19 protein-coding genes, 1 pseudogene and 1 other annotated feature are annotated in these 17,943 nt (G+C 66.4%); of the genes and pseudogenes, 11 read left to right on the top strand and 9 right to left on the bottom strand.

From position 1 onward, the window contains the following. Positions 1-5: 5 nt before the first annotated feature. From ruvX to nusB, 8 genes are all read left to right on the top strand, one after another. Positions 6-620, top strand: a complete 615-nt coding sequence (gene ruvX, locus ASF21_RS11945; protein ID WP_055771393.1) for a Holliday junction resolvase RuvX — start codon at positions 6-8, stop codon at positions 618-620. Further along, entirely contained in the window at positions 617-1,843 is a 1,227-nt protein-coding gene (locus ASF21_RS11940; protein ID WP_055771390.1) for an endolytic transglycosylase MltG, read from the top strand. The genes ruvX and ASF21_RS11940 overlap by 4 nt, the downstream gene beginning before the upstream one ends. Then, positions 1,844-2,725 (top strand): shikimate dehydrogenase, encoded by an 882-nt coding sequence (locus ASF21_RS11935; RefSeq protein ID WP_055771385.1) that lies wholly within the window; start codon positions 1,844-1,846, stop codon positions 2,723-2,725. 32 nt (positions 2,726-2,757) lie between these two features. Continuing rightward, positions 2,758-3,966: a chorismate synthase gene (gene aroC / locus ASF21_RS11930; RefSeq protein WP_055771382.1), complete on the top strand. Its 1,209-nt coding sequence runs from the start codon at positions 2,758-2,760 to the stop codon at positions 3,964-3,966. Further along, positions 3,966-4,628 carry a shikimate kinase gene (locus ASF21_RS11925; protein WP_082471516.1) on the top strand — a complete coding sequence of 221 codons (663 nt, stop codon included), beginning with the start codon at positions 3,966-3,968 and terminating at the stop codon, positions 4,626-4,628. The genes aroC and ASF21_RS11925 overlap by 1 nt, the downstream gene beginning before the upstream one ends. Further along, entirely contained in the window at positions 4,618-5,712 is a 1,095-nt protein-coding gene (gene aroB, locus ASF21_RS11920; protein ID WP_055771378.1) for a 3-dehydroquinate synthase, read from the top strand. Before ASF21_RS11925 ends, aroB begins: the two co-directional genes overlap by 11 nt. 171 nt (positions 5,713-5,883) lie before the next feature. After that, positions 5,884-6,447, top strand: a complete 564-nt coding sequence (gene efp, locus ASF21_RS11915) for an elongation factor P (RefSeq protein ID WP_055771376.1) — start codon at positions 5,884-5,886, stop codon at positions 6,445-6,447. Continuing rightward, on the top strand, positions 6,444-6,854 hold the full coding sequence (nusB, locus tag ASF21_RS11910) for a transcription antitermination factor NusB (protein WP_055771373.1): 411 nt from the start codon (positions 6,444-6,446) through the stop codon (positions 6,852-6,854). The genes efp and nusB overlap by 4 nt, the downstream gene beginning before the upstream one ends. A gap of 102 nt (positions 6,855-6,956) precedes the next feature. Here nusB and ASF21_RS11905 read toward each other — a convergent pair whose 3' ends face one another. Then, entirely contained in the window at positions 6,957-7,733 is a 777-nt protein-coding gene (locus ASF21_RS11905) for a GAF domain-containing protein (RefSeq protein ID WP_055771370.1), read from the bottom strand. Between the two features lie 132 nt (positions 7,734-7,865). Continuing rightward, entirely contained in the window at positions 7,866-8,588 is a 723-nt protein-coding gene (locus ASF21_RS16555) for a GAF and ANTAR domain-containing protein (protein WP_162237548.1), read from the bottom strand. A gap of 259 nt (positions 8,589-8,847) precedes the next feature. Here ASF21_RS16555 and ASF21_RS11895 point away from each other — a divergent pair, with 259 nt between their 5' ends. Further along, positions 8,848-9,111: a hypothetical protein gene (locus ASF21_RS11895; protein ID WP_055771363.1), complete on the top strand. Its 264-nt coding sequence runs from the start codon at positions 8,848-8,850 to the stop codon at positions 9,109-9,111. 185 nt (positions 9,112-9,296) lie between these two features. Continuing rightward, on the top strand, positions 9,297-9,680 hold the full coding sequence (locus ASF21_RS11890; protein ID WP_157365891.1) for a hypothetical protein: 384 nt from the start codon (positions 9,297-9,299) through the stop codon (positions 9,678-9,680). 535 nt (positions 9,681-10,215) lie between these two features. Here the strand turns inward: ASF21_RS11890 and ASF21_RS11885 are convergent. After that, the gene (locus tag ASF21_RS11885; protein ID WP_157365890.1) at positions 10,216-10,524 is read right to left on the bottom strand and encodes a hypothetical protein; all 309 of its coding nucleotides are present in this window, start codon (positions 10,522-10,524) and stop codon (positions 10,216-10,218) included. Positions 10,525-11,196: 672 nt separating this feature from the next. On the opposite strand from ASF21_RS11885, the gene ASF21_RS11880 reads away from it, so the two are divergent. After that, on the top strand, positions 11,197-11,565 hold the full coding sequence (locus tag ASF21_RS11880; RefSeq protein ID WP_055771355.1) for a hypothetical protein: 369 nt from the start codon (positions 11,197-11,199) through the stop codon (positions 11,563-11,565). Positions 11,566-11,894: 329 nt separating this feature from the next. Here ASF21_RS11880 and mscL read toward each other — a convergent pair whose 3' ends face one another. From mscL to ASF21_RS11850, 6 genes and pseudogenes are all read right to left on the bottom strand, one after another. Then, positions 11,895-12,314, bottom strand: a complete 420-nt coding sequence (gene mscL, locus ASF21_RS11875) for a large conductance mechanosensitive channel protein MscL (RefSeq protein ID WP_055771352.1) — start codon at positions 12,312-12,314, stop codon at positions 11,895-11,897. Positions 12,315-12,584: 270 nt separating this feature from the next. Further along, positions 12,585-13,214, bottom strand: coding sequence for an ANTAR domain-containing protein (locus ASF21_RS11870; protein WP_235498952.1), 630 nt, complete (start codon positions 13,212-13,214; stop codon positions 12,585-12,587). A gap of 320 nt (positions 13,215-13,534) precedes the next feature. Continuing rightward, on the bottom strand, positions 13,535-14,362 hold the full coding sequence (locus tag ASF21_RS11865) for a GNAT family N-acetyltransferase (RefSeq protein ID WP_055771349.1): 828 nt from the start codon (positions 14,360-14,362) through the stop codon (positions 13,535-13,537). A 297-nt stretch (positions 14,363-14,659) separates the two neighbouring features. Further along, positions 14,660-15,055 carry an SRPBCC family protein gene (locus tag ASF21_RS11860; protein WP_055771346.1) on the bottom strand — a complete coding sequence of 132 codons (396 nt, stop codon included), beginning with the start codon at positions 15,053-15,055 and terminating at the stop codon, positions 14,660-14,662. Between the two features lie 122 nt (positions 15,056-15,177). Beyond that, positions 15,178-16,436, bottom strand: a pseudogene (locus ASF21_RS11855) (IS3 family transposase). Then, positions 16,003-16,136 (bottom strand) — a sequence feature (AL1L pseudoknot). It overlaps the preceding pseudogene by 134 nt. A gap of 253 nt (positions 16,437-16,689) precedes the next feature. Next, the gene (locus tag ASF21_RS11850; protein WP_055771343.1) at positions 16,690-17,646 is read right to left on the bottom strand and encodes a hypothetical protein; all 957 of its coding nucleotides are present in this window, start codon (positions 17,644-17,646) and stop codon (positions 16,690-16,692) included. Between the last annotated feature and the right edge of the window lie 297 nt (positions 17,647-17,943).

Here is a 17,943-nt window from a genome sequence, read left to right as displayed (position 1 = left end):
TTCCGGTGTCCGAGGGCGACGGGGGAGCGGAGGCCGGCCCGTCCGTACCCCCGTACCCCCGTGGGCCCAAGCTGGGGGTCGACGTCGGGCAGGTCCGCGTCGGGCTTGCGGCGTCGGACCGGGACGGCCTGCTCGCCACGCCCGTCCGCACCATGAAGCGGGACCCCCGCAGGAACAGCGACATCCGGATCGTGGTGCGCGAGGCGATCGAGCGGGGCGCCGTGCAGGTCATCGTGGGGCTGCCGAAGAACATGTCCGGCAGGGAGGGTGCCTCCGCGGAGATGGCGAGGACGTACGCCGACCTGCTCGTGGGGGAACTATCCCGGCAGTCCCATCCGTTACCGGTACGGCTGGTCGACGAGCGGCTCAGTACCGTATCCGCGCACCGATCGCTACATTCCGCTGGTCTGAGCAGCCGGGAGCATCGTAAGGTAGTGGATCAGGTGGCGGCCGTCGAAATTCTCCAGCACGCCATCGACATGCAACGTTCACGTGGACGGGACGTGGGGGATCCGGTTCCTGTGCGTGACGCACCGGGCGCTCAGGACCCGTTGCTGACCCCTACGGAGGAGCCAGTTATCAAGCACAGCACGCCGAGCAGGAGGGACCAGGAGTCGTGAACCATCGGACCCACAACCCCTCCACGCCCCAGGACACCCCGGACCAGCACGCGGAGGCGTACGACGACGCCGACTACGCGCACCCCGAACCCGTCGAGGAGTTCTTCGCGGCCCAGGAGGCGCCCCGGCGCAGCCCTCGCCGGCCGGCCTCGAAGGCCAAGCAGCGGCGGCGTCTCCGCCGGACGGTCGTCCTGCTCGTGGTCCTCATGCTCTTCGCGGGAACGGTGTACGCTGCGGCGCTGATGCTCCGGGACGCGATCGGCCTGAACGAGGTGACGGACTATCCCGGGCCGGGCGGTGAGACGACCGTCTTCACCGTTCCCGAAGGCGCCGGCGCGCTGGCGATCGGTACCGGACTCGAGAGCGCGGACATCGTCGCGGACTCCCAGACCTTCATCGACGCGCTCGGTGGCATCTCGGAGGGCCGCGAGGTGCAGCCCGGCGAGTACGAGATGCGGCTCCAGATGCCGGCCGCCGATGCCGCAGAGGCACTCCTCGGAGAGGATCCATCCCTCGTCTCCTACGCCGCTGTCGCCCGCGACCTGCGCCAGGGTGAGGTGTTCGACATTCTCAGCACGTCCACGGGGATCCCGCGGGCCGAGTTCGACGCTTTGGCGGCAGAGCCCACGGAGTTCGGGCTGCCGCCCGAGGCGCTGTCCCTGGAGGGGTACCTGCACCCGGGTGAGTACCGCTTCGACGTCGAGGCCACCGCCACCGAGATCGTGGCGGAGATGGTCCAGGCGACCACCGACCGCCTTGCGCAGGACGGCGTCACCGATCCGAGCGAGCAGTACCGGATCCTGACCATCGCGAGCATCGTGCAGGCGGAAGCCGGCGAGGGCGACTACGCGACCGTCGCCGGGTCCATCAACAACCGCCTCACCCCGGGGAACACCGAGACGAACGGGCTCCTGCAGTCCGACGCCACGGTGGCCTACGGACTCGGGAAGCGGACCTACCAGCTGAGTCCCGAGGAGAAGGCTGACACCAGCAATCCCTACAACACCTTCGCCAATCCCGGGCTCCCGAAGGGTCCGATCGGCTCGCCGAGCGACGAGGCGATCGACGCCACGGTCAATCCCGCCGACGTGCCGTTCTACTTCTGGGTGACCGTCAACCTCGATACGGCCGAGACGAAGTTCTCCGAGACCTACGCGGAGCACCTCCGGTACGTCGCCGAGTACGACGCCTGGTGCGGGGACAACCCCGGGCGATGCGAGTAGGTGGTTCGGGACGGATCGGCGGCGCCTGATCTGCGCGCCGCCGTGATCGGTTCGCCGATCGGTCACTCGAAGTCGCCCGTGCTGCACGCGGCTGCCTATCGCCTCATCGGCGTCGACTGCGACTACAGCGCCATCGACGTGCCGGAGTCGGCCCTCACCGGTTTCGTCACCGACGTACGGAGCACGCCGGGCTGGCGGGGACTGTCCGTCACCATGCCGCTCAAGCCCGGCATCGCACGGCTGGCCGACGGCGTCTCGGAGCTCGTCGAAGTCCTCGGCGTCGCGAACACCCTCGTGGTCGAGCACGCAGGCGGTGATGCCCGCCTGCAGGCGCACAACACGGACGTCGCCGGTATCTCTCATGCGCTGGCCGCAGCGGGCGTCGTCGATCCTGCGCGCGGCGTGATCCTCGGAGGTGGCGGCACGGCCGCCGCGGCGGTGGCAGGTCTGGCCGGGCTCGGAGCGCGCGCCGTCACGGTGCTGGTCCGGCGCCCCGGCGCCGCCGCAGACCTGCTGCGGATCGGCTCGGCCCTCGGGATCGACGTCTCCCTCCAGTCGTGGGACAGCGCGGGGGAGCGCGTGCGGTCGGCCGACGTCGTCCTCTCGACCCTCCCGCCGCGGGCGGCCGACGACCTCGGCAGGGAACTCGCCGCCGATGAGCGCTTCCGCACGCAGGCGACACTGCTCGACGTCGCCTACGACCCCTGGCCGAGCGTGCTCGCCGACGCGTGGGAGCGGGCCGGCGGGACCATCGTCCCCGGCCTCGACATGCTGCTGCATCAGGCGGTGGAGCAGGTGCGCCTGTTCTTCCCCGAGGTGGCGCAGGACCGCGCCGCGGTGCTCGGCGTGATGTGTGACGCGGTCGGCGTGACCCGACGCTGATCACCGCCCTGCTGCATGGCAGTATGGGAGCCATGTTGCGTTGGCTGACGGCAGGAGAATCGCACGGCCCCGCCGTGGTCGGGATCATCGAGGGGATGCCCGCCGGGGTGGGTATCACGAGTACCGACATCCAGGAGTCCCTGGCCCGGCGCAGGCTCGGCTACGGCCGCGGCGCCCGGATGAAGTTCGAGCAGGACCAGGTCCGGATCATCGGCGGGGTGCGCCATGGTGTGACCCAGGGCGGTCCCGTGGCCATCGAGGTCGCGAACACCGAGTGGCCCAAGTGGGACAAGATCATGTCCGCCGATCCATTGAGCGAGGAGGACGCCGCCGAGCTCGCCGATTCCGCGCGCAACGCACCCCTCACGCGGCCGCGGCCCGGACACGCCGACTTCACCGGGATGCAGAAGTACGGCTTCGACGAGGCGCGCCCCGTGCTCGAACGGGCCAGCGCCCGCGAGACCGCCACACGCGTGGCGCTCGGCGCCGTCGCCGTGAAGTTCCTCGAGGGCCTCGGCATCCGCCTCGTCAGCCACACGGTGTCCATCGCCTCGGTGTCCGTGCCCGAGGACGCCCCGTTGCCGAGGCCGAGCGATGTCATCGCCCTCGACACCGACCCGCTGCGCTGCTTCCACCGCGACACCTCGGACGCCATGGTGGCCGAGGTCGACGCGGCCCACAAGGAGGGCGAGACCCTCGGCGGTGTCGTCGAAGTGGTGGCCTACGGCCTCCCGCCCGGCCTCGGCAGCTACGTGCACTGGGACCGGCGACTCGACGCACGGCTCGCTGCGGCCCTCATGGGCATCCAGGCGATCAAGGGCGTCGAGGTCGGCGACGGCTTCGAGACCGCGGCGCGCCGCGGGACCGCCGCCCATGACGAGATCATCCGCGACGACGACGGCAAGATCGTGCGTGCCAGCAACCGCGCCGGCGGGATCGAGGGCGGCATGAGTATCGGGGACATCCTGCGCGTCCGCGCTGCCATGAAGCCCATCGCGACCGTGCCGCGTGCCCTGCGCACCGTGGACGTCAGCACGGGTGCCGCCGCCCGTGCCCACCACCAGCGGTCGGATGTCTGCGCCGTGCCCGCGGCCGGCGTCGTCGCCGAGGCCATGACGGCCCTGGTCCTCGCCGAAGCGGTCACCGAGAAGTTCGGCGGCGACTCCCTCGAGGAGACCAGGCGGAACCTCCGCACGTACCTCGAGAACATCCCGGAGTTCCTGGGCTCCGCGCAGGCCTGATGCAGCTGGACCGGCCTGTGGTGCTCGTGGGTCCCATGGCCGTGGGCAAATCGACGGTGGGTCGGGTGCTGGCGCTGCGCACGGGCGCGCGGTTCGTCGACACCGATCGCGTGATCGTCTCGCGCCACGGCAGTATCGCCAGGATCTTCGAGCGCGACGGCGAGCAGGGCTTCCGCTCCCTGGAAGCCGAGGTGGTGGCAGAGTCACTGGTGCCCGGCGCGGTCGTGTCCCTGGGCGGCGGTGCGGTGCTGCACGACAGGACGCGGGAGCTCCTCGCTGACGCCGTCGTCGTGTTCCTGGACACCGATCTCGCCACCGTCCTCCCGCGGATCGAGGGGGACGCTGCGCGCCCCCTGCTTGCCGGCCGGCCTGCCGAGCGGTGGCAGGAGCTGTACCTCGCCCGCAGGCCGGTGTACCAGGACGTCGCCGACGTCGTCGTCGACTGCCGTGGCCTGTCGGTCCGCGCGACGACCGACGCCGTTCTGAAAAGCCTTCCCCTCGATGTCGGCCGACCACTGTCGCATCCGCCTGCCGCGGCGACGAAGCCGACGAAACGGACCGGTGCCCTGCCGCACGTCGAGAACGACCAGCACGACGGGCCTGACGACACGCCCGCCCCGGACCAGAACTACGAGATCGGACTCCACCCCCATGGCCCCTGACGACGCGACCATCATCCCGGTCACCGGAAGCACCAGCGAGAGCACCTACGACGTCGTCGTGGGACGCGGACTGCTCGGACGCCTCCCGGAGATCCTCGGTGAGCGGGTGCGCCGCGTCCTGGTGATCCACCCGCGCGCCCTGCGGGCCACGGGGGACACGGTCCGCGACGAGCTGGCGGAGGCCGGATTCACCGCGGTCACCGCGGAGATCCCGGACGCCGAGGAAGGCAAGCACATCCAGGTGGCCGCCTTCTGCTGGCAGGTCCTCGGACAGAACGACTTCACACGCTCGGACGCGGTGGTCACCGTGGGTGGCGGCGCCGTGACGGACCTGGGCGGCTTCGTCGCCGCGACCTGGCTGCGGGGCGTCAGGGTGGTCCACCTACCCACGAGCCTGCTGGGCATGGTCGACGCCGCCGTGGGTGGCAAGACGGGGATCAACACGGCCGAGGGCAAGAACCTCGTGGGTGCGTTCCATCCCCCCGCGGGCGTTCTCGTGGACCTCGACGCCCTGGGGACCCTGCCCAGGAACGAGGTCGTCACGGGTCTCGCCGAGGTGGTGAAGTGCGGCTTCATCGCGGATCCGGCGATCCTCGAGTTGATCGAGGGTGACACCGCTGCGGCGACGGACGCCGGCTCACCGGTGCTCCGTGAACTCGTCGAGCGGTCCATCCGGGTCAAGGCGGAGGTGGTCTCCGAGGACCTCCGCGAATCCGGCCGGCGCGAGTACCTCAACTACGGGCACACGCTCGGGCACGCCATCGAACTGGCGGAACGGTACTCCTGGCGCCACGGGGCCGCGGTGTCCGTGGGGCTCGTCTTCGCGGCCGAACTCTCCCGCATGGTGGGGCGGCTGAGCGATGCAGACGCCGACCGCCACCGCAGCGTCCTCGAATCCCTCGGGCTGCCCGTCACCTACCGGCGGGACCGCTGGGCCGCCCTGCTGGACGGGATGCGCCGGGACAAGAAGTCGCGCGGCGACCTGCTCCGCTTCGTGGTGCTCGACGGCGTCGGACGTCCCGGCATGCTCGAGGTCCCGGACACGTCGCTCCTCTTCGCGGCGTACCAGGAGATCGCCTCCTGACCGGGCCCCGGCCGTTCCACGGGCTGCCGGGTCCCTAGCAGCCGGTCCGCGTGCACAGGGTAGACTGGGCCACGGACTTTCGGCGCGCTCCGGCGCGCCCGCTGCGCCTCGGCCGGCCCATCCGCTCCCGTGTCCGACGACGACACGTCCGAAACCGACGAAAGTGAATCTGTGGCGACCACGAACGACATCAAGAACGGCACTGTGCTGAAGCTCGAGGGCAACCTCTGGAACGTCCTCGAATTCCAGCACGTCAAGCCCGGCAAGGGTGGCGCCTTCGTCCGCACCAAGCTCCGCAACATCCTCTCGGGGAAGGTCGTCGACAAGACCTTCAACGCCGGCCTGAAGATCGAGACGGCCACCGTGGACCGCCGCGATTACCAGTACCTGTACAAGGACGGCGAGGACTTCGTCTTCATGGACACCACGGACTACGACCAGATCACGGTCCCGGGCAAGACGGTCGGCAACGCGGCCAACTTCATGCTGGAGAGCCAGATGGCCACGATCGCCATGCACGAGGGTTCGCCCCTCTACGTCGAGCTCCCGGCCTCGGTCACGCTCGAGATCACCTACACGGAGCCCGGGCTGCAGGGTGACCGCTCCACCGGCGGCACCAAGCCGGCCACCGTCGAGACCGGCCACGAGATCCAGGTCCCCCTCTTCCTCGGCAACGGCACCAAGGTCAAGGTCGACACCCGCACGGGCGAGTACCTGGGACGCGTCAACGAGTGAGCGCACGCAGCAAGGCGCGACGCCGGGCGCTGGACATCCTGTTCGAGTCGACGCAGCGTGAGATGCCGGCCCTGGAGGTCATCCGCGCCCGCCGGGAGAAGACCGACATGGTCATCGCCGACTACACCGTCGATGTCGTCGAGGGCGTCCTGGAGCACCAGGAGCAGATCGACGAGTTCCTGAGCACGTACTCCCAGGGCTGGACGCTCGACCGGATGCCCGCCGTCGACCTCATGATCCTCCGGATCGGGAGCTGGGAACTGCTCTACAACGACGACGTCCCGGACGGCGTCGCCGTGAGCGAGGCGGTCGAGCTCGCCAAGATGCTTTCCACCGACGAGTCGCCCAAGTTCGTCAACGGGCTCCTCGGCCGTCTGCAGCAGCTGAAGCCGACGCTCCTGGCGTAGTCGCCGCCCGCGCGACCCGGAGCTCCCGTCACCCGCCTCCCGCGGGACGGGAGCTTCTGCGTGCGCCCTGCCGACGCAATGGGTCCTGCCGCATCGAGCGTCTCAGCGGGTGATCTCGGCCTCGACCGCGAGAGCCACATCCTGCAGGAACCGCTCGTCCGCGGCGCTGAAGTCTCGTGGCGCTTGGTCGATCGCGCAGAGGGTGCCCACGGTCCATCCGCCCTGGCCGCGCAGGGGATAGCCCGCGTAGAAGCGGATGCGGGGTTCCCCGAGCACCAGGGGGTTCGAGGCGAAGCGTGCGTCCTTCAGGGAGTCCGGGATGATCAGCGGCCCTGCATTCCGGATCGTCGCATTGCAGAAGGTGATCTCCCGGGGCAGGTTCTGCTCGATCGGTCCGAGGACGGACTTCAGGAACATCCTGTGGTCGTCGATCAGGGCGATGATCGAGGAGCGCACCCCGAGGTGCGTCCGCACCCGGGCGGTGTACCGGTCGAATCGCTGCTCCGAAGCGGTGTCCAGCAGGTGGGTGCGGGTGACGGCGTCGAGGCGCTCCTGTTCTGCCTCGCCGTCCGTGAACAGGAAGGCGGCCGCCGCTCCCAGGGCCTTTCTCGGGTCCTGTTCCGAGCCGCCGTCGGACTGCGCCCCGCTCTGCGGTACCCGCGTCAGAACGGAGGTCTGCTCGAGCAGCTCGTTCATGGCGTCAGCGAGAAGATCCCGTTCCGGTCCGGGCAGGATCAGCAGCCCACCGAGATACGCCTCGACCTCATACCCCGAGACGGCTCCGCCGATCGCGTAGTACCGCATCCAGAGCTGCGACAGCTCCAGGTTCGCCTCGGACAACGCGCGGGTGGTCGTGGTGATCTGCACCTGGCTGCTCATGGGGTCTCCGAGTTCAAGGGTCCGGTCATCCGGTCCCGTTCCGTGGGGTGGGGGAGAGGCGCGGACGACGCCGGTGGTGGAACGGCTGCATCCTGCACCCGTCGCCGTCCGGCACTGCTGCCACGAGGCGCATCAGGTACCGAAATGCGTGCGGGTCCCGGCTCCGCCGGCCTGGGTGATGATGCCCGCCGCGAGGTCCTTCAGCTTGATGTTGCGGGCCATCGAGGCGCGCTTGAGGATGCCGAAGGCCTCGTCCTGCGAGCAGCGGTTCTGGGCGACGATGATCCCGATCGCGATGTCGATGCCCGTCCGGGACCGCATGGCTGCCTGCAGGTCGTCCGTGAGCTTCTCGCTGGCGTTCAGCCGGATGTGCGTCCGCGCGGTCGCGCCGGCCTGCTCCGCGAAGACGGCCGCAATGTGCTGGCGCTCCGGGGTGAAGAATGCGGCGGGGCGAGCGTAGAAGTTCAGAGCCGCTCGGTCCCCGCCGTCGAGGGCGAGGGGAATGCTGAGAATCGAGAGGAATCCAACCGCCGCCGTCACCGCGAAGAACGGGGGATAGGTCGGATCGCTCGTGTCGTCGGCCACCTGCGGGCCCAGCGCCTCGAGGGCCAGGGGAGCGGGCCCGGCGTCCGCCGCATGCTGCGCGTTGAGGGCGGCGTAGAGCGCCAATACCACGGGGGAGACGCTGAGGAAGAGCGCCTGCTCGCCCTGACGCCTGAACATGAGCCCGCAGGGTACGGCGCGATCAGGGCCGAAGAGCTGCGCCCCGAGATCCGTCAACTGCTCGAGGACCGCCGGAGTGCCTCCCGGACGCGCCAGAACGCCTGGCACGCCGTCGACAGCAGTTGTCGTCACTTCTGGTGCCGTACGGCCGGAACTGCGGGGGCTCGCGACTCGCTGCACGCCTCCAGGTGCTCCGACCAGTCCGCTCGTTGCGGCGTCGAGCGTCGCGGGACCAAGGGCATCGTGCATGAGGGAAAGCCTACAGACCCGATGGGTGCTCCGGCGCCGTTGCGCTGCTGCGCGCTCCGAGCCCCATGCCTGGGGCGACCGTGACGACGATCCGAACGAGGGCCGGCGGACAGCGATGTGCACGACCACCAGGAGGGCGAGAATGCAGGACGAGATGCTGCCGGCCATCATCGATCAGGGGCGTTCGGTGACCCTGACCGAGGTGGCCACGTTGTCACACCTGGACCTGGACCTGGACCTGGACGATGGGCGAGCGGCGGTGAGCAGTCTCCGGGTGCGGGGTCTGCTCGGCCGCGAGGGCGAGGAGGTGGCCTATTCTTCGCCCTCGGCGTGCCGTGGGCCTCCGACGTCACGGACGGCACCACCGTTCGGAGTGAGCTTCGTCAGGAGCAGCGAGCAGCCCTGACCAGACCTCACCTGCCCCGGACCGGTCACCGCAGCACCGGTCCGGTCCGGTCCGGTCTCATGTCCTCTTCCAGACGCGTCCTGAAGAGGATCTTGCTAGTGCCCGAGGCACGCCGCGAGACTGAGGAAGGGCGGCCTTCCTGTACGTCGGCACCATGCCCTGTCCCTTCCGCTGGAGTTCTCACCATGCTCGCACCATCGCCTTTCGCAGTTCTTGACCATTCACTGATGACCATGACCATGACCATGACCAGTGCCGATGACGAGGAGCGCGGCCCTTCGCCGGTGCAGCGTCTGCTGACCGATCGGCAGGAACTGATTGCGCTGATGGTCATCCGCGGCGAGACGTGCGTCAGCATCACAGGAAGGCTGCAGGTGCCGATTTGTGCCATCGAAGGCCATGCCTACAGGATCCTGGAGATGCTCGGCCTGTCCACCCTGGGGGAGCTGACGGAGGAGTCGATCGAGCGGTACAGGGTCGGGTTCGGTGTCCGCGACGGGACACCGACGGTGGGGGAGATTGCGCTGAGCATGAGGGTGTCGAAGATGACGGTGTACAGATTGGTGTAGTCCGGAGCGCTGTACAGCGTGCGCGTAGGCCGCTCGTATCTCATACCCCAGGCCGCACTCCAGCAGTACATGGACTCTCTCCACGGTGCGTCCGGCAGCAGGTCGATGCCCCATGGACACCACGCCCCGGCGCCGGCCAGGTCACGGACGACGCGCGGCGGCGGGAGTACGAGTGGATGAGGAAGGCTGCGCTCCCACCCGCAGGGTGGTCCCTGTGGAGTCGGTGCTCGCCGTGGTGACGGGTGTGCTGGTGCGGCTGGTTCTTCATGGCGTCGAGTTTCCGGGGGCGGGGGTCGAGTCCGTTCTGGGTGAGGGCGCGGAGGTGGTCGCGGAGGGTAGTGCCGTCGTAGTTCCGGTGGTCAAGTCCGCCTTCCTGCAGGAAGGAGTCGACGTCGTCGAGGAATCCCTCGAGGGTGATCTCCACCGCGCGTGGGAAGCGGGAGTCGAACGGACTCGGGGTCGCAGCTGGTTGGGGGGGGATCGTGCTGCTTTGGATCGAGCTCGACCGGCGAGGCGACAGTGCTATCTACGCTATCTACGCGCGTCGTTCCTGGCGTGGACCGTTCTCTTGTTCCCGGTGCTCGAGCGCTATTTCGGCTCCCCAGCGGGCTTCGTTACTGATGATGTAGTGGTTGCCGAGCGCGGCGGACGTCATGGCAGCATCAATCCATAAGCCGCTGGGCGGGGTGATCTTCCTGGCGGAAAGCTCTTCGGCGAAGATCTCACGTGCCTCGCGAACGGACAGGCCACGAGCCTGCTCAACGGTGTCGAAGATGGCCAACTGGAGGTCGACGGCTGTGGTGTGCTCCAGAGGCCTCCCCAATCGTTCGGTATAAGAGTCCACCTGAACCTCCTCAAGCATGTGGTGTGACGCGTCTGCGTCACACGCTCGTTCCGGCTATCAAGCTTCACTGAGCAGCAGGACAGCGTGCAACCGCGCCGCGAGGTCACGTAGAGCTCGACAGGGCGAGGATCGTCTGTCACTGCTGCCCCGGCATAGGCGCACTACGTGGTGATCATGGAATTGATCGTCCGCCCCGCGATAGACGCCCGAGTTGATCGGTGCCACCTTCGGTGACCGTGGTGACTGTGTGTTCACCGCATCATGGCTGACTTCCTGCACGCAGTGCTGGAGGGGTTGCGTGCAGGGTCGGCCTACCGGGTGTCGGTGGGGCGGCGTCTAACGGGGCTACTGCTGTGCGAGGGGAGGCGCTCCGCCTCCTGCACAGTGGAGAAGGACATCTTCGGCATCCGTGGCTTGTGCAACGTCCAACCTCGGCCAGGAGTGTGGCAGGAGCCATGTGCGGAAGTCCTGTTGGTGTTCCGCGGGGTTGCGACGGGTTCTGCTCCTCGTCCGAACGATGGCGTCGGGGCACACCCTCAGCACGGGTCGCACATAGGACGATGTCCCTGTCGCGCACCGTCCAGGGGTGATGTGGCAGTCAGGGGTTCCTGAGAATGAGAAGGACATCTCGTACAGTGGCGTGAGGGGCGACGGAGGAGACACGAGGTCGGCATGACGTATCGGGAACGCTGGATCAGAGCGATCGCACGCACGCCCAAGAAGCTGTTCGGCGGGGGACACGAATGGACGTATGCCCTCATGGACGGACAGGGTACGGAGCGTCGAATGGTGGGCACGCGCGAGCTGTTGAGCCGGCTGGTGGAGGACACGAGGTTCCCCGGCAACGACGCGTACAACGCCCTGAGTCTGGCCCAGAAGGCGTTCCTCGTGGGCAGTAGGAACTGGGTCGGCTACCCGTCAGGGTCCGAGGTGGAAGACCCGCTGGCGACGAACCTGCACACAGTGAGTCTCGACATGCTGGCCTTCGGCTCCCTGTACCACGGAGGACCTTCACCACAGGAAGGCCGTCAAGGGTCGTGACAGTCGGTCGAGAGCGCTTTCGTGAGGCTACCTGCTGCTCCTTAAGGAGAAGCGAACCTCGCCGGCGATGATCAAGACTCAGGAGACCGGAGCGCCCACCACATCGGTGGGAACCCCTCCTCCAGCAGAAATCAAAACGCCGATCACTACGGACACCGCGGCGACAACGAACCGGATAATGCGAGCTCCTATCGAGAAGATGCCACCTTTCACGTGAGGCGGTGATGCTTCAGGCGAGGCGATGGGGCATCCCCGATGGTGCTGGTATGTGGTGACCTCGAGTAAGCGGGCCCGAGCTTCGATGGTGGTAAAGCCACAGTGTTGCCGTTTCAGAGGCGACCGCTGCGTGAGTCGATGCGCTGGAGCAGGTCACGCATTTCGGTGAGCAGGGCGACGTCCATTGGGACTGGTTCGGCTGCCGGCTCTCGGACTTCCGCTCGAGCCCTCACGCGTGCCGCTGCGTGGTTCATCGGAACGACGAACACGAAGTACACCACTGCTGCTGTGATGAGGAAGGTGATGGCCGCGGTGATCAGGCTGCCGAAGTCGACGAATGTTGCTGCGTTGCCGGGCCTGATTTCGAAGCCGAGACCGGCGGCATCGACGCCGCCGGCCGAGGCGATGACCGGGTTGATGATAAAGGTCGAGAAAGCGCCGACAAGTGCGGTGAACGCACCCCCGATGACGACCGCGATCGCCAGTTCGATGACATTGCCCCGCATGATGAAGTCCTTGAAGCCCTGCAGCATGATGGGTGCCCTTCGTTTCCAGCCGTACGGTGTGCACGGTCGTCGATACCCACACAGTAGACCGGGAACGTTCTTTCGCGGGTGGCAGGGGGAGAAGCAGCTGTACTCAATTGCGGTGATTGAGGACCGCAGACGAACCGACTCCAATGACGAATAGCGCGCCCATCAGCAGTGTCATGACCATGGGCGTCTCGGCGCCGAAGCCGATGGCCGGCGTGGCGATCCCGATCAGGGGAAGGGATGCGAGCCCGACGACGGCCGAAGCGCTGGTCAGGAGGGTGTCCTCACGCTCGTCGCCGGTCTGAGTTCAGGCGCGTTCGAACGTCGTGGCTCGACTTTGCGGTTGACGTTCTGGCTGTAGCAGCTGATGCGTTGGAAGGCTTCCAGCGCACTGATCCCGTGCCGGCTCATGAGGATGCCCTTGGCTTGTTCGATGACTACCAGGCTGAGTGTTGACGCGGCGACGGCTTCGTTCGCGAGCTGGTGCCGGTCGGCGTGGATGGACCGTGTGAGGTCGACGACGAGCCCCCACACCCCGACGGGGGTGTCGCCGTCGAGGATGAGGTCGGCGCTCATCAGGATCTTGTGGATCTTGCCATCCAGCGACCGCAGGGATACATACGCTGAGGCGGGGCCCTTGGTCGTGGATACGCGGTCCCAGAACGCCTCGATTCCGTCCCTGACGACGGCTTCGATGTGCGCGAGACCCAGACCGAGCTCGAGGGTGGGAACGATGTCGCCGCGTTCGTAGCCGTGGATCCGGAACAGCTCATCGGACCACTGGAACGTCGGTGACCCGAAATAGTATTCGACCGTCCCGGTCGGACAGTCGATGAAGGAGTCGATACCTGTGTCCCCGGGATGGGGTGCCGCCGATTCTTCGGAAATGGTCATGGTCATGAAACCCATTCAACGGACTTGCCTCGGGCTAGCGTCTTAACCCGGACCTCAGAAAAGGACAGTAGCAAAGTCCTCCGACACCATTCCCCGTCATCACTGTGGCGGATCGGACGCGTGCCATTGATCGCCCTACCACCACGACGGCATCGGCGCTCCCAGTGGCACCTGACTGGCGGGTACGGGCGGGCGACGATGGGATTGATCCTGGTCACTGCCCTCACCTGGGACGAGCTGAACGTCCCGGAGTGTCTGGCAGTGTCGCCTGCTCCGTCTTCGGTGGTGGCATTTTGAAGGTTGTCCGCAGTGTTGCGCGGGTCGGTTCAGGTGTGGACGAGTTGCTTGTACTGGGGGTTGAGCTGGAGGAAGTCCTGGGCTTTCTGGCAATACGCGATAGCTGCGAGGCGGCGCCGGTGGGCGGTGAGTAAGACCTGATGGATCAGGATGCCCTCAACGCCCTGATGCTCGAACGGCTCCGAAACGACCGTTCGCTTCAGGCGCAGCACCCCTGCCCGCATGGAGTAGGCGATATAGCCGGCAAGCACACCGTCGCGGAAGAGTTCGAACCGTCGGCCCAGAGCATTGTCCCGGAACTTCTGCCGGAACTCCGGCGGGTTCGCGCTGGAAGCCGCGTCGGCATCACGGCGTTCGATTTCCTCGATGACTCGTGTGTAGTCATCAACGATCATGAAGGACGGCGAGTCCCTGTTCAGTTGCTTGAACAGGTCATTACTCCACCGGCGTAGCTGACGGTCGCTGGCCTCGCCCAGGTGGAACGGGATGACGTCCGGCGCTTCGCTGGCCGGCCGAGACCAGCCCTCGAGCTCCGAGTCCGAAAGGCCCTCGATGCGATCCGAGGAAGACGCAATACCGTCGACACCATCAACGCCGTCGACGCCGTGGAGGTCGTCATCAGGTGACTCGGATGAGGTCTCGCTTGCGGCTGAAGCGGCGACGGTGAGAGCGACGACGGAGCCGATGACTTCCTCAGCGACGGATGCCGGATCAGGCGCATGAGCCGCCCTCGTCGCTCCGGAAGTCGGAGCCGGATCCGCCGGGTTCGCTAGATCTGTTGTCTGCGGGCACATAGATGGGGAGCCGTAGGCTGCATCAGTAGCCTCAGCGGCGTCGGTCACGGGTGAAACGGACATGTAGTCGTCCTTCGTGCAAAAAGCTGTAGTGGCCGTTTCTTGACCTGAGGTCCACTGTACGCACTTAACTCACGACCCGTAAAGCTAGGCAAACTAGCTATCAGCCTTGTTCGGATACACTGACCTGCAACGGGGGCTCCTGACCGCGAGTTGTCCGCGCCGTCGTCTTACTCGAATGCGTTCTGCCTGAGCGGCCGGCTCGCAGGTGTCGTGTCGGCAGCGGTGCGGACGCGGTTCCTGTCGTCGGTCTCGTCGGGAGATTCTTCGGTGAAAGTAGCGTTGACAGCAGCCCGATGGCTAGGACTGCTGACCAAGCTGGCGATCAAGTCGCTCTAGATCGGCTTCGACCAGGGTGATATCCCTGGCGAATTGTTCGTCGTCGAGCTCGATCTGGCGGACCGTGAAGACCACTTCAGCCCCATCCGGGTGCGCTAGCACCCGAACAGGGTTTGTGACCACGGTCCCGGACGGCAACGTCACATCGTGGTCGAGGACGCCGAAGCGGTTTTGTTCGCCGAAGCGGACCTCCACCCGACCCATCGGTGATTCCACGAACAGCGTGTCGCCATTCCTGACTACTTCGCTCTGTGCAAGTCCCTCAGCCCATGCGGGAAGGTTCTCGATGTTCGACGCATAGTCGTAGACGACATGCGGGGGCGCGCTGATGACTCGGCTTACATGTTGGCTCTTCATAGCGGCATCATGCGCTCAATCGAGTCGGCCATCAAGCGTGCACTCAGGAGATTGTCGAAGGCGGTTCCAAATTATCGAAGGTCGTCGCGATTGAACCGCTCTGGGTTTGATGGAGACTCGGGTTATGTGACTTCGACCAGCTGATGGCGGTCGGTGTGCCCAGCATGGAACCTCCGCTCGAACTCCGCAGGCGGAACATCGCCGGGGTAGCCGTGAATGCGCTGCGTGTTGTGCCAGTGGACCCATCCGAGCGTCGCTAGCTCGAGGTCCTCGACGGTTTTCCAAGGTCCCGGGCGTGCTGGACGTCGAACGAGCTCGGCCTTGTAGTAACGGTTCACCGTCTCGGCCAGAGCGTTGTCATGTGAATCGCCAACAGTCCCGATCGACGAGGTGGCGCCTATCTCAGCAAGGCGTTCGCCGTACCGGATCGACGTGAATTGGCTCCCCGCATCGCTGTGACACCGAAGGTCCGCAGGGCGAGTGCCTCGGCCCACATCGCCATTTCGATCGCGTCGAGGATCATCTCGCTGCGCTTGAGAAACGCGCACCTCCACCCGACGATCGTCCGCGAGTACGCGTCGATGATGAAGCAGACGTACGCGACGGCGGCCCAGGTCGGAACGAAGGGCAGGTCAGTCTCCCACAGCCGGTTTGGCGCTGGCGCCGTGGATACGGCGAACAAGGTCCGGGTGTCGTGTCGCGGCGGGATCAGGCCGCGTGGTCCTCACCCTCTTCGAACGTGTCGCACCTTCAATGCCGGCGGATTGCATCAATCTGCCCGTCTGGTCGCGGCCGATAGCGATACCGGCGGCGGACGGTTTTCCAGAGTTCAGGGACACCGTAGAACCGGTGATCGGCCTCCCACGGGGTGACCAGCTCGGGTGTGAGGGCGGCGTCGCTGTCGGCACGCGTGATGGCACGCGGTTCTTCGCGGCGTAGTCCGTGCTCGGGGCCACCTGCAGCAGGGTGCAGATGGGCTCGACCCCAAGCGGTCGCCTTCGACGATGTCGTGTCTGTTCGCGTTGATGAACGCAACTACTTCCGGTGGTGGCGGTCGAGCTCCGCCCCGACGAAACGCGCGGCCCGCATCAGGATTTCGTTCGCCCCGCCACAGCTCCCGGACTTATTGTTCAAACTCCCGCAACCACTAAGCCTCGGCGGTACTCACGCCGGCGGCGTGACCTTCATCGACGCCGGCCTGCCGGACCCATGACCGTGCCGATTCCGTTCCGAACCCGAGCTGCGACGCGACCCGACGGACCGTCCCGTGCTCGGTCCCGAGCTCTGCCCGCAGCGTTCGCACCACCAGGACCGCTGCGGCTTTGTCTTCCGGCGAGTACCGACGTGCTGTCGGCTTGCCCGCTCCTTGACTTGATGCCATGACTCTCTTCTCGTTTCAAGGTCAGAAGTTTCCATCAAACCCAGAGCGGGTCAACCGGCCGGCGGCGGCACATATGGGCCAGCATCGGTCTCCTCGCGCATTCGGCTCCCGCCTCCGAGTGCTCTCAACAAGGGTTCGCTGGGAGGACGATCAGGCGAGTTCGGCGGCCGACCTACGAGTCGCAGCGATGAAGGCTGACGTGTCTTATAGTTGAGTCACCTTTGTCGGATGGGACGGGTCTTTCCGGGCCGGGCTAGCGGGGAAGAGTCCTAATCCATTCCGAGAAGTAGGTGAGTTCAGTTCCGGTGAGCGCGGCGGTGGGTCCGCTGTCCATGGGGTCGGCGAGGAGGGCCAGCGAGTCGGCTGGGAGGTTTTTCGTGGCCTCCCAGACGACCGACGACGGTAACGCTGCGTCGGGCCAGCAGAGGAAGCTAAGGGCATCCGAAGGGGTGGACTCCACGATGCCGACCCGGTGCTTGAGCAGGTCGATGAGTTCACTCGTGTACATGCGCCCGGCCACCGCGCCAGCAGTTAGGAGAACGCCCGATTCCAGAGTGCCCTTGCGTCCGCGGGGAAGAGGGATCCACTCGGCTCGAAGGGTTGCGCCTTGCCAGGGCTTGACGTCGCTGGGCGCCGGGGAGTTGTGGGTTTGCTGTTTGGGAAATCGCTGGTGCAGGTAGGCGACGATGTTGTCATAGCTGATGCTGATCTTTGTCGCAGTGAAGAGCGCCCTGCCGTTCACGTCCTTCACGTCGATTCCGCCAAAGCTATGGAGTGCCGGGCGGATCGAACCGATTTCGGTCAGTGCGACGATCCGCGTCGCTCGGAACCAGGGGCGGACCGTCAGGTGGTTGTCGAAGGCGTCTACCCGGAATCGACGAATCCCAATGGCGAGAACGACGAGGAGAGCTCCAGCGACCGCGATGCCGGCCGCACTGATGAGGGGACCCGGTCCGTCCATCTCCTCGGATTCCACGATCGAGACGAGCGTGGATAAACCGCCGGTTACTAGGAAGGCGATGCCGAGCGCGCGAAATAGGACGGACTGCCAGCGACGATTCGTCACCGTGAACAGTGCCTCCGTGTCTGGGTTCCGGCGAACCCCTGCGTGACCGTTGCGGTCAATTCGCCGGCCAGCCGCTCCGACGATCACGGGGATCACGATAGACAGCAGAACTGCAACGAGCACGGGAAACGCGATGAGAAACACCCGCCGAATGTCATGCCGGTCTCGTGCATGCGATCGCCGCAACGCCCAAGCAAAGGATTTCTGCTTGGATGCCGCAACTGCCGGGGCCACGATGGGGTGAGTCGTGTGCCGGTCGCGTCGATCGTGAGTCGGCTTAGTCTCCGCAGTGTGTTGCAAGGGAGAATCTCATGTAGCCGCTTTTGATATTTTCGTTGAGGGTGTCTGGTGGCGCTGACGTTGGTGCCTGTCGTTGGTGGCGTGATGATGGGTCGGTTGGGCCCCCGTCCGTTCGTTCCGGGAAATTTCTCGGTGGTGTGA

Source organism: Arthrobacter sp. Leaf234 (assembly GCF_001422665.1).
Classification (GTDB): domain Bacteria; phylum Actinomycetota; class Actinomycetes; order Actinomycetales; family Micrococcaceae; genus Arthrobacter_D.
Note: the sequence above shows the minus strand (reverse complement) of the source record. Positions and strands in the feature narration are given on the sequence as shown.

What these genes read in the sequence shown, in the direction of transcription:
- aroC (WP_055771382.1), top strand. Translation starts at nt 2,758, where the DNA reads ATGTTGCGTTGGCTGACGGCAGGAGAATCGCACGGCCCCGCCGTGGTC.
- ASF21_RS11925 (WP_082471516.1), top strand. Translation starts at nt 3,966, where the DNA reads ATGCAGCTGGACCGGCCTGTGGTGCTCGTGGGTCCCATGGCCGTGGGC.
- aroB (WP_055771378.1), top strand. Translation starts at nt 4,618, where the DNA reads ATGGCCCCTGACGACGCGACCATCATCCCGGTCACCGGAAGCACCAGC.
- ASF21_RS11905 (WP_055771370.1), bottom strand. Translation starts at nt 7,733, where the DNA reads ATGAGCAGCCAGGTGCAGATCACCACGACCACCCGCGCGTTGTCCGAG.
- ASF21_RS11895 (WP_055771363.1), top strand. Translation starts at nt 8,848, where the DNA reads ATGCAGGACGAGATGCTGCCGGCCATCATCGATCAGGGGCGTTCGGTG.
- ASF21_RS11890 (WP_157365891.1), top strand. Translation starts at nt 9,297, where the DNA reads ATGCTCGCACCATCGCCTTTCGCAGTTCTTGACCATTCACTGATGACC.
- ASF21_RS11880 (WP_055771355.1), top strand. Translation starts at nt 11,197, where the DNA reads ATGACGTATCGGGAACGCTGGATCAGAGCGATCGCACGCACGCCCAAG.
- mscL (WP_055771352.1), bottom strand. Translation starts at nt 12,314, where the DNA reads ATGCTGCAGGGCTTCAAGGACTTCATCATGCGGGGCAATGTCATCGAA.
- ASF21_RS11870 (WP_235498952.1), bottom strand. Translation starts at nt 13,214, where the DNA reads ATGACCATGACCATTTCCGAAGAATCGGCGGCACCCCATCCCGGGGAC.
- ASF21_RS11865 (WP_055771349.1), bottom strand. Translation starts at nt 14,362, where the DNA reads ATGTCCGTTTCACCCGTGACCGACGCCGCTGAGGCTACTGATGCAGCC.
- ASF21_RS11860 (WP_055771346.1), bottom strand. Translation starts at nt 15,055, where the DNA reads ATGAAGAGCCAACATGTAAGCCGAGTCATCAGCGCGCCCCCGCATGTC.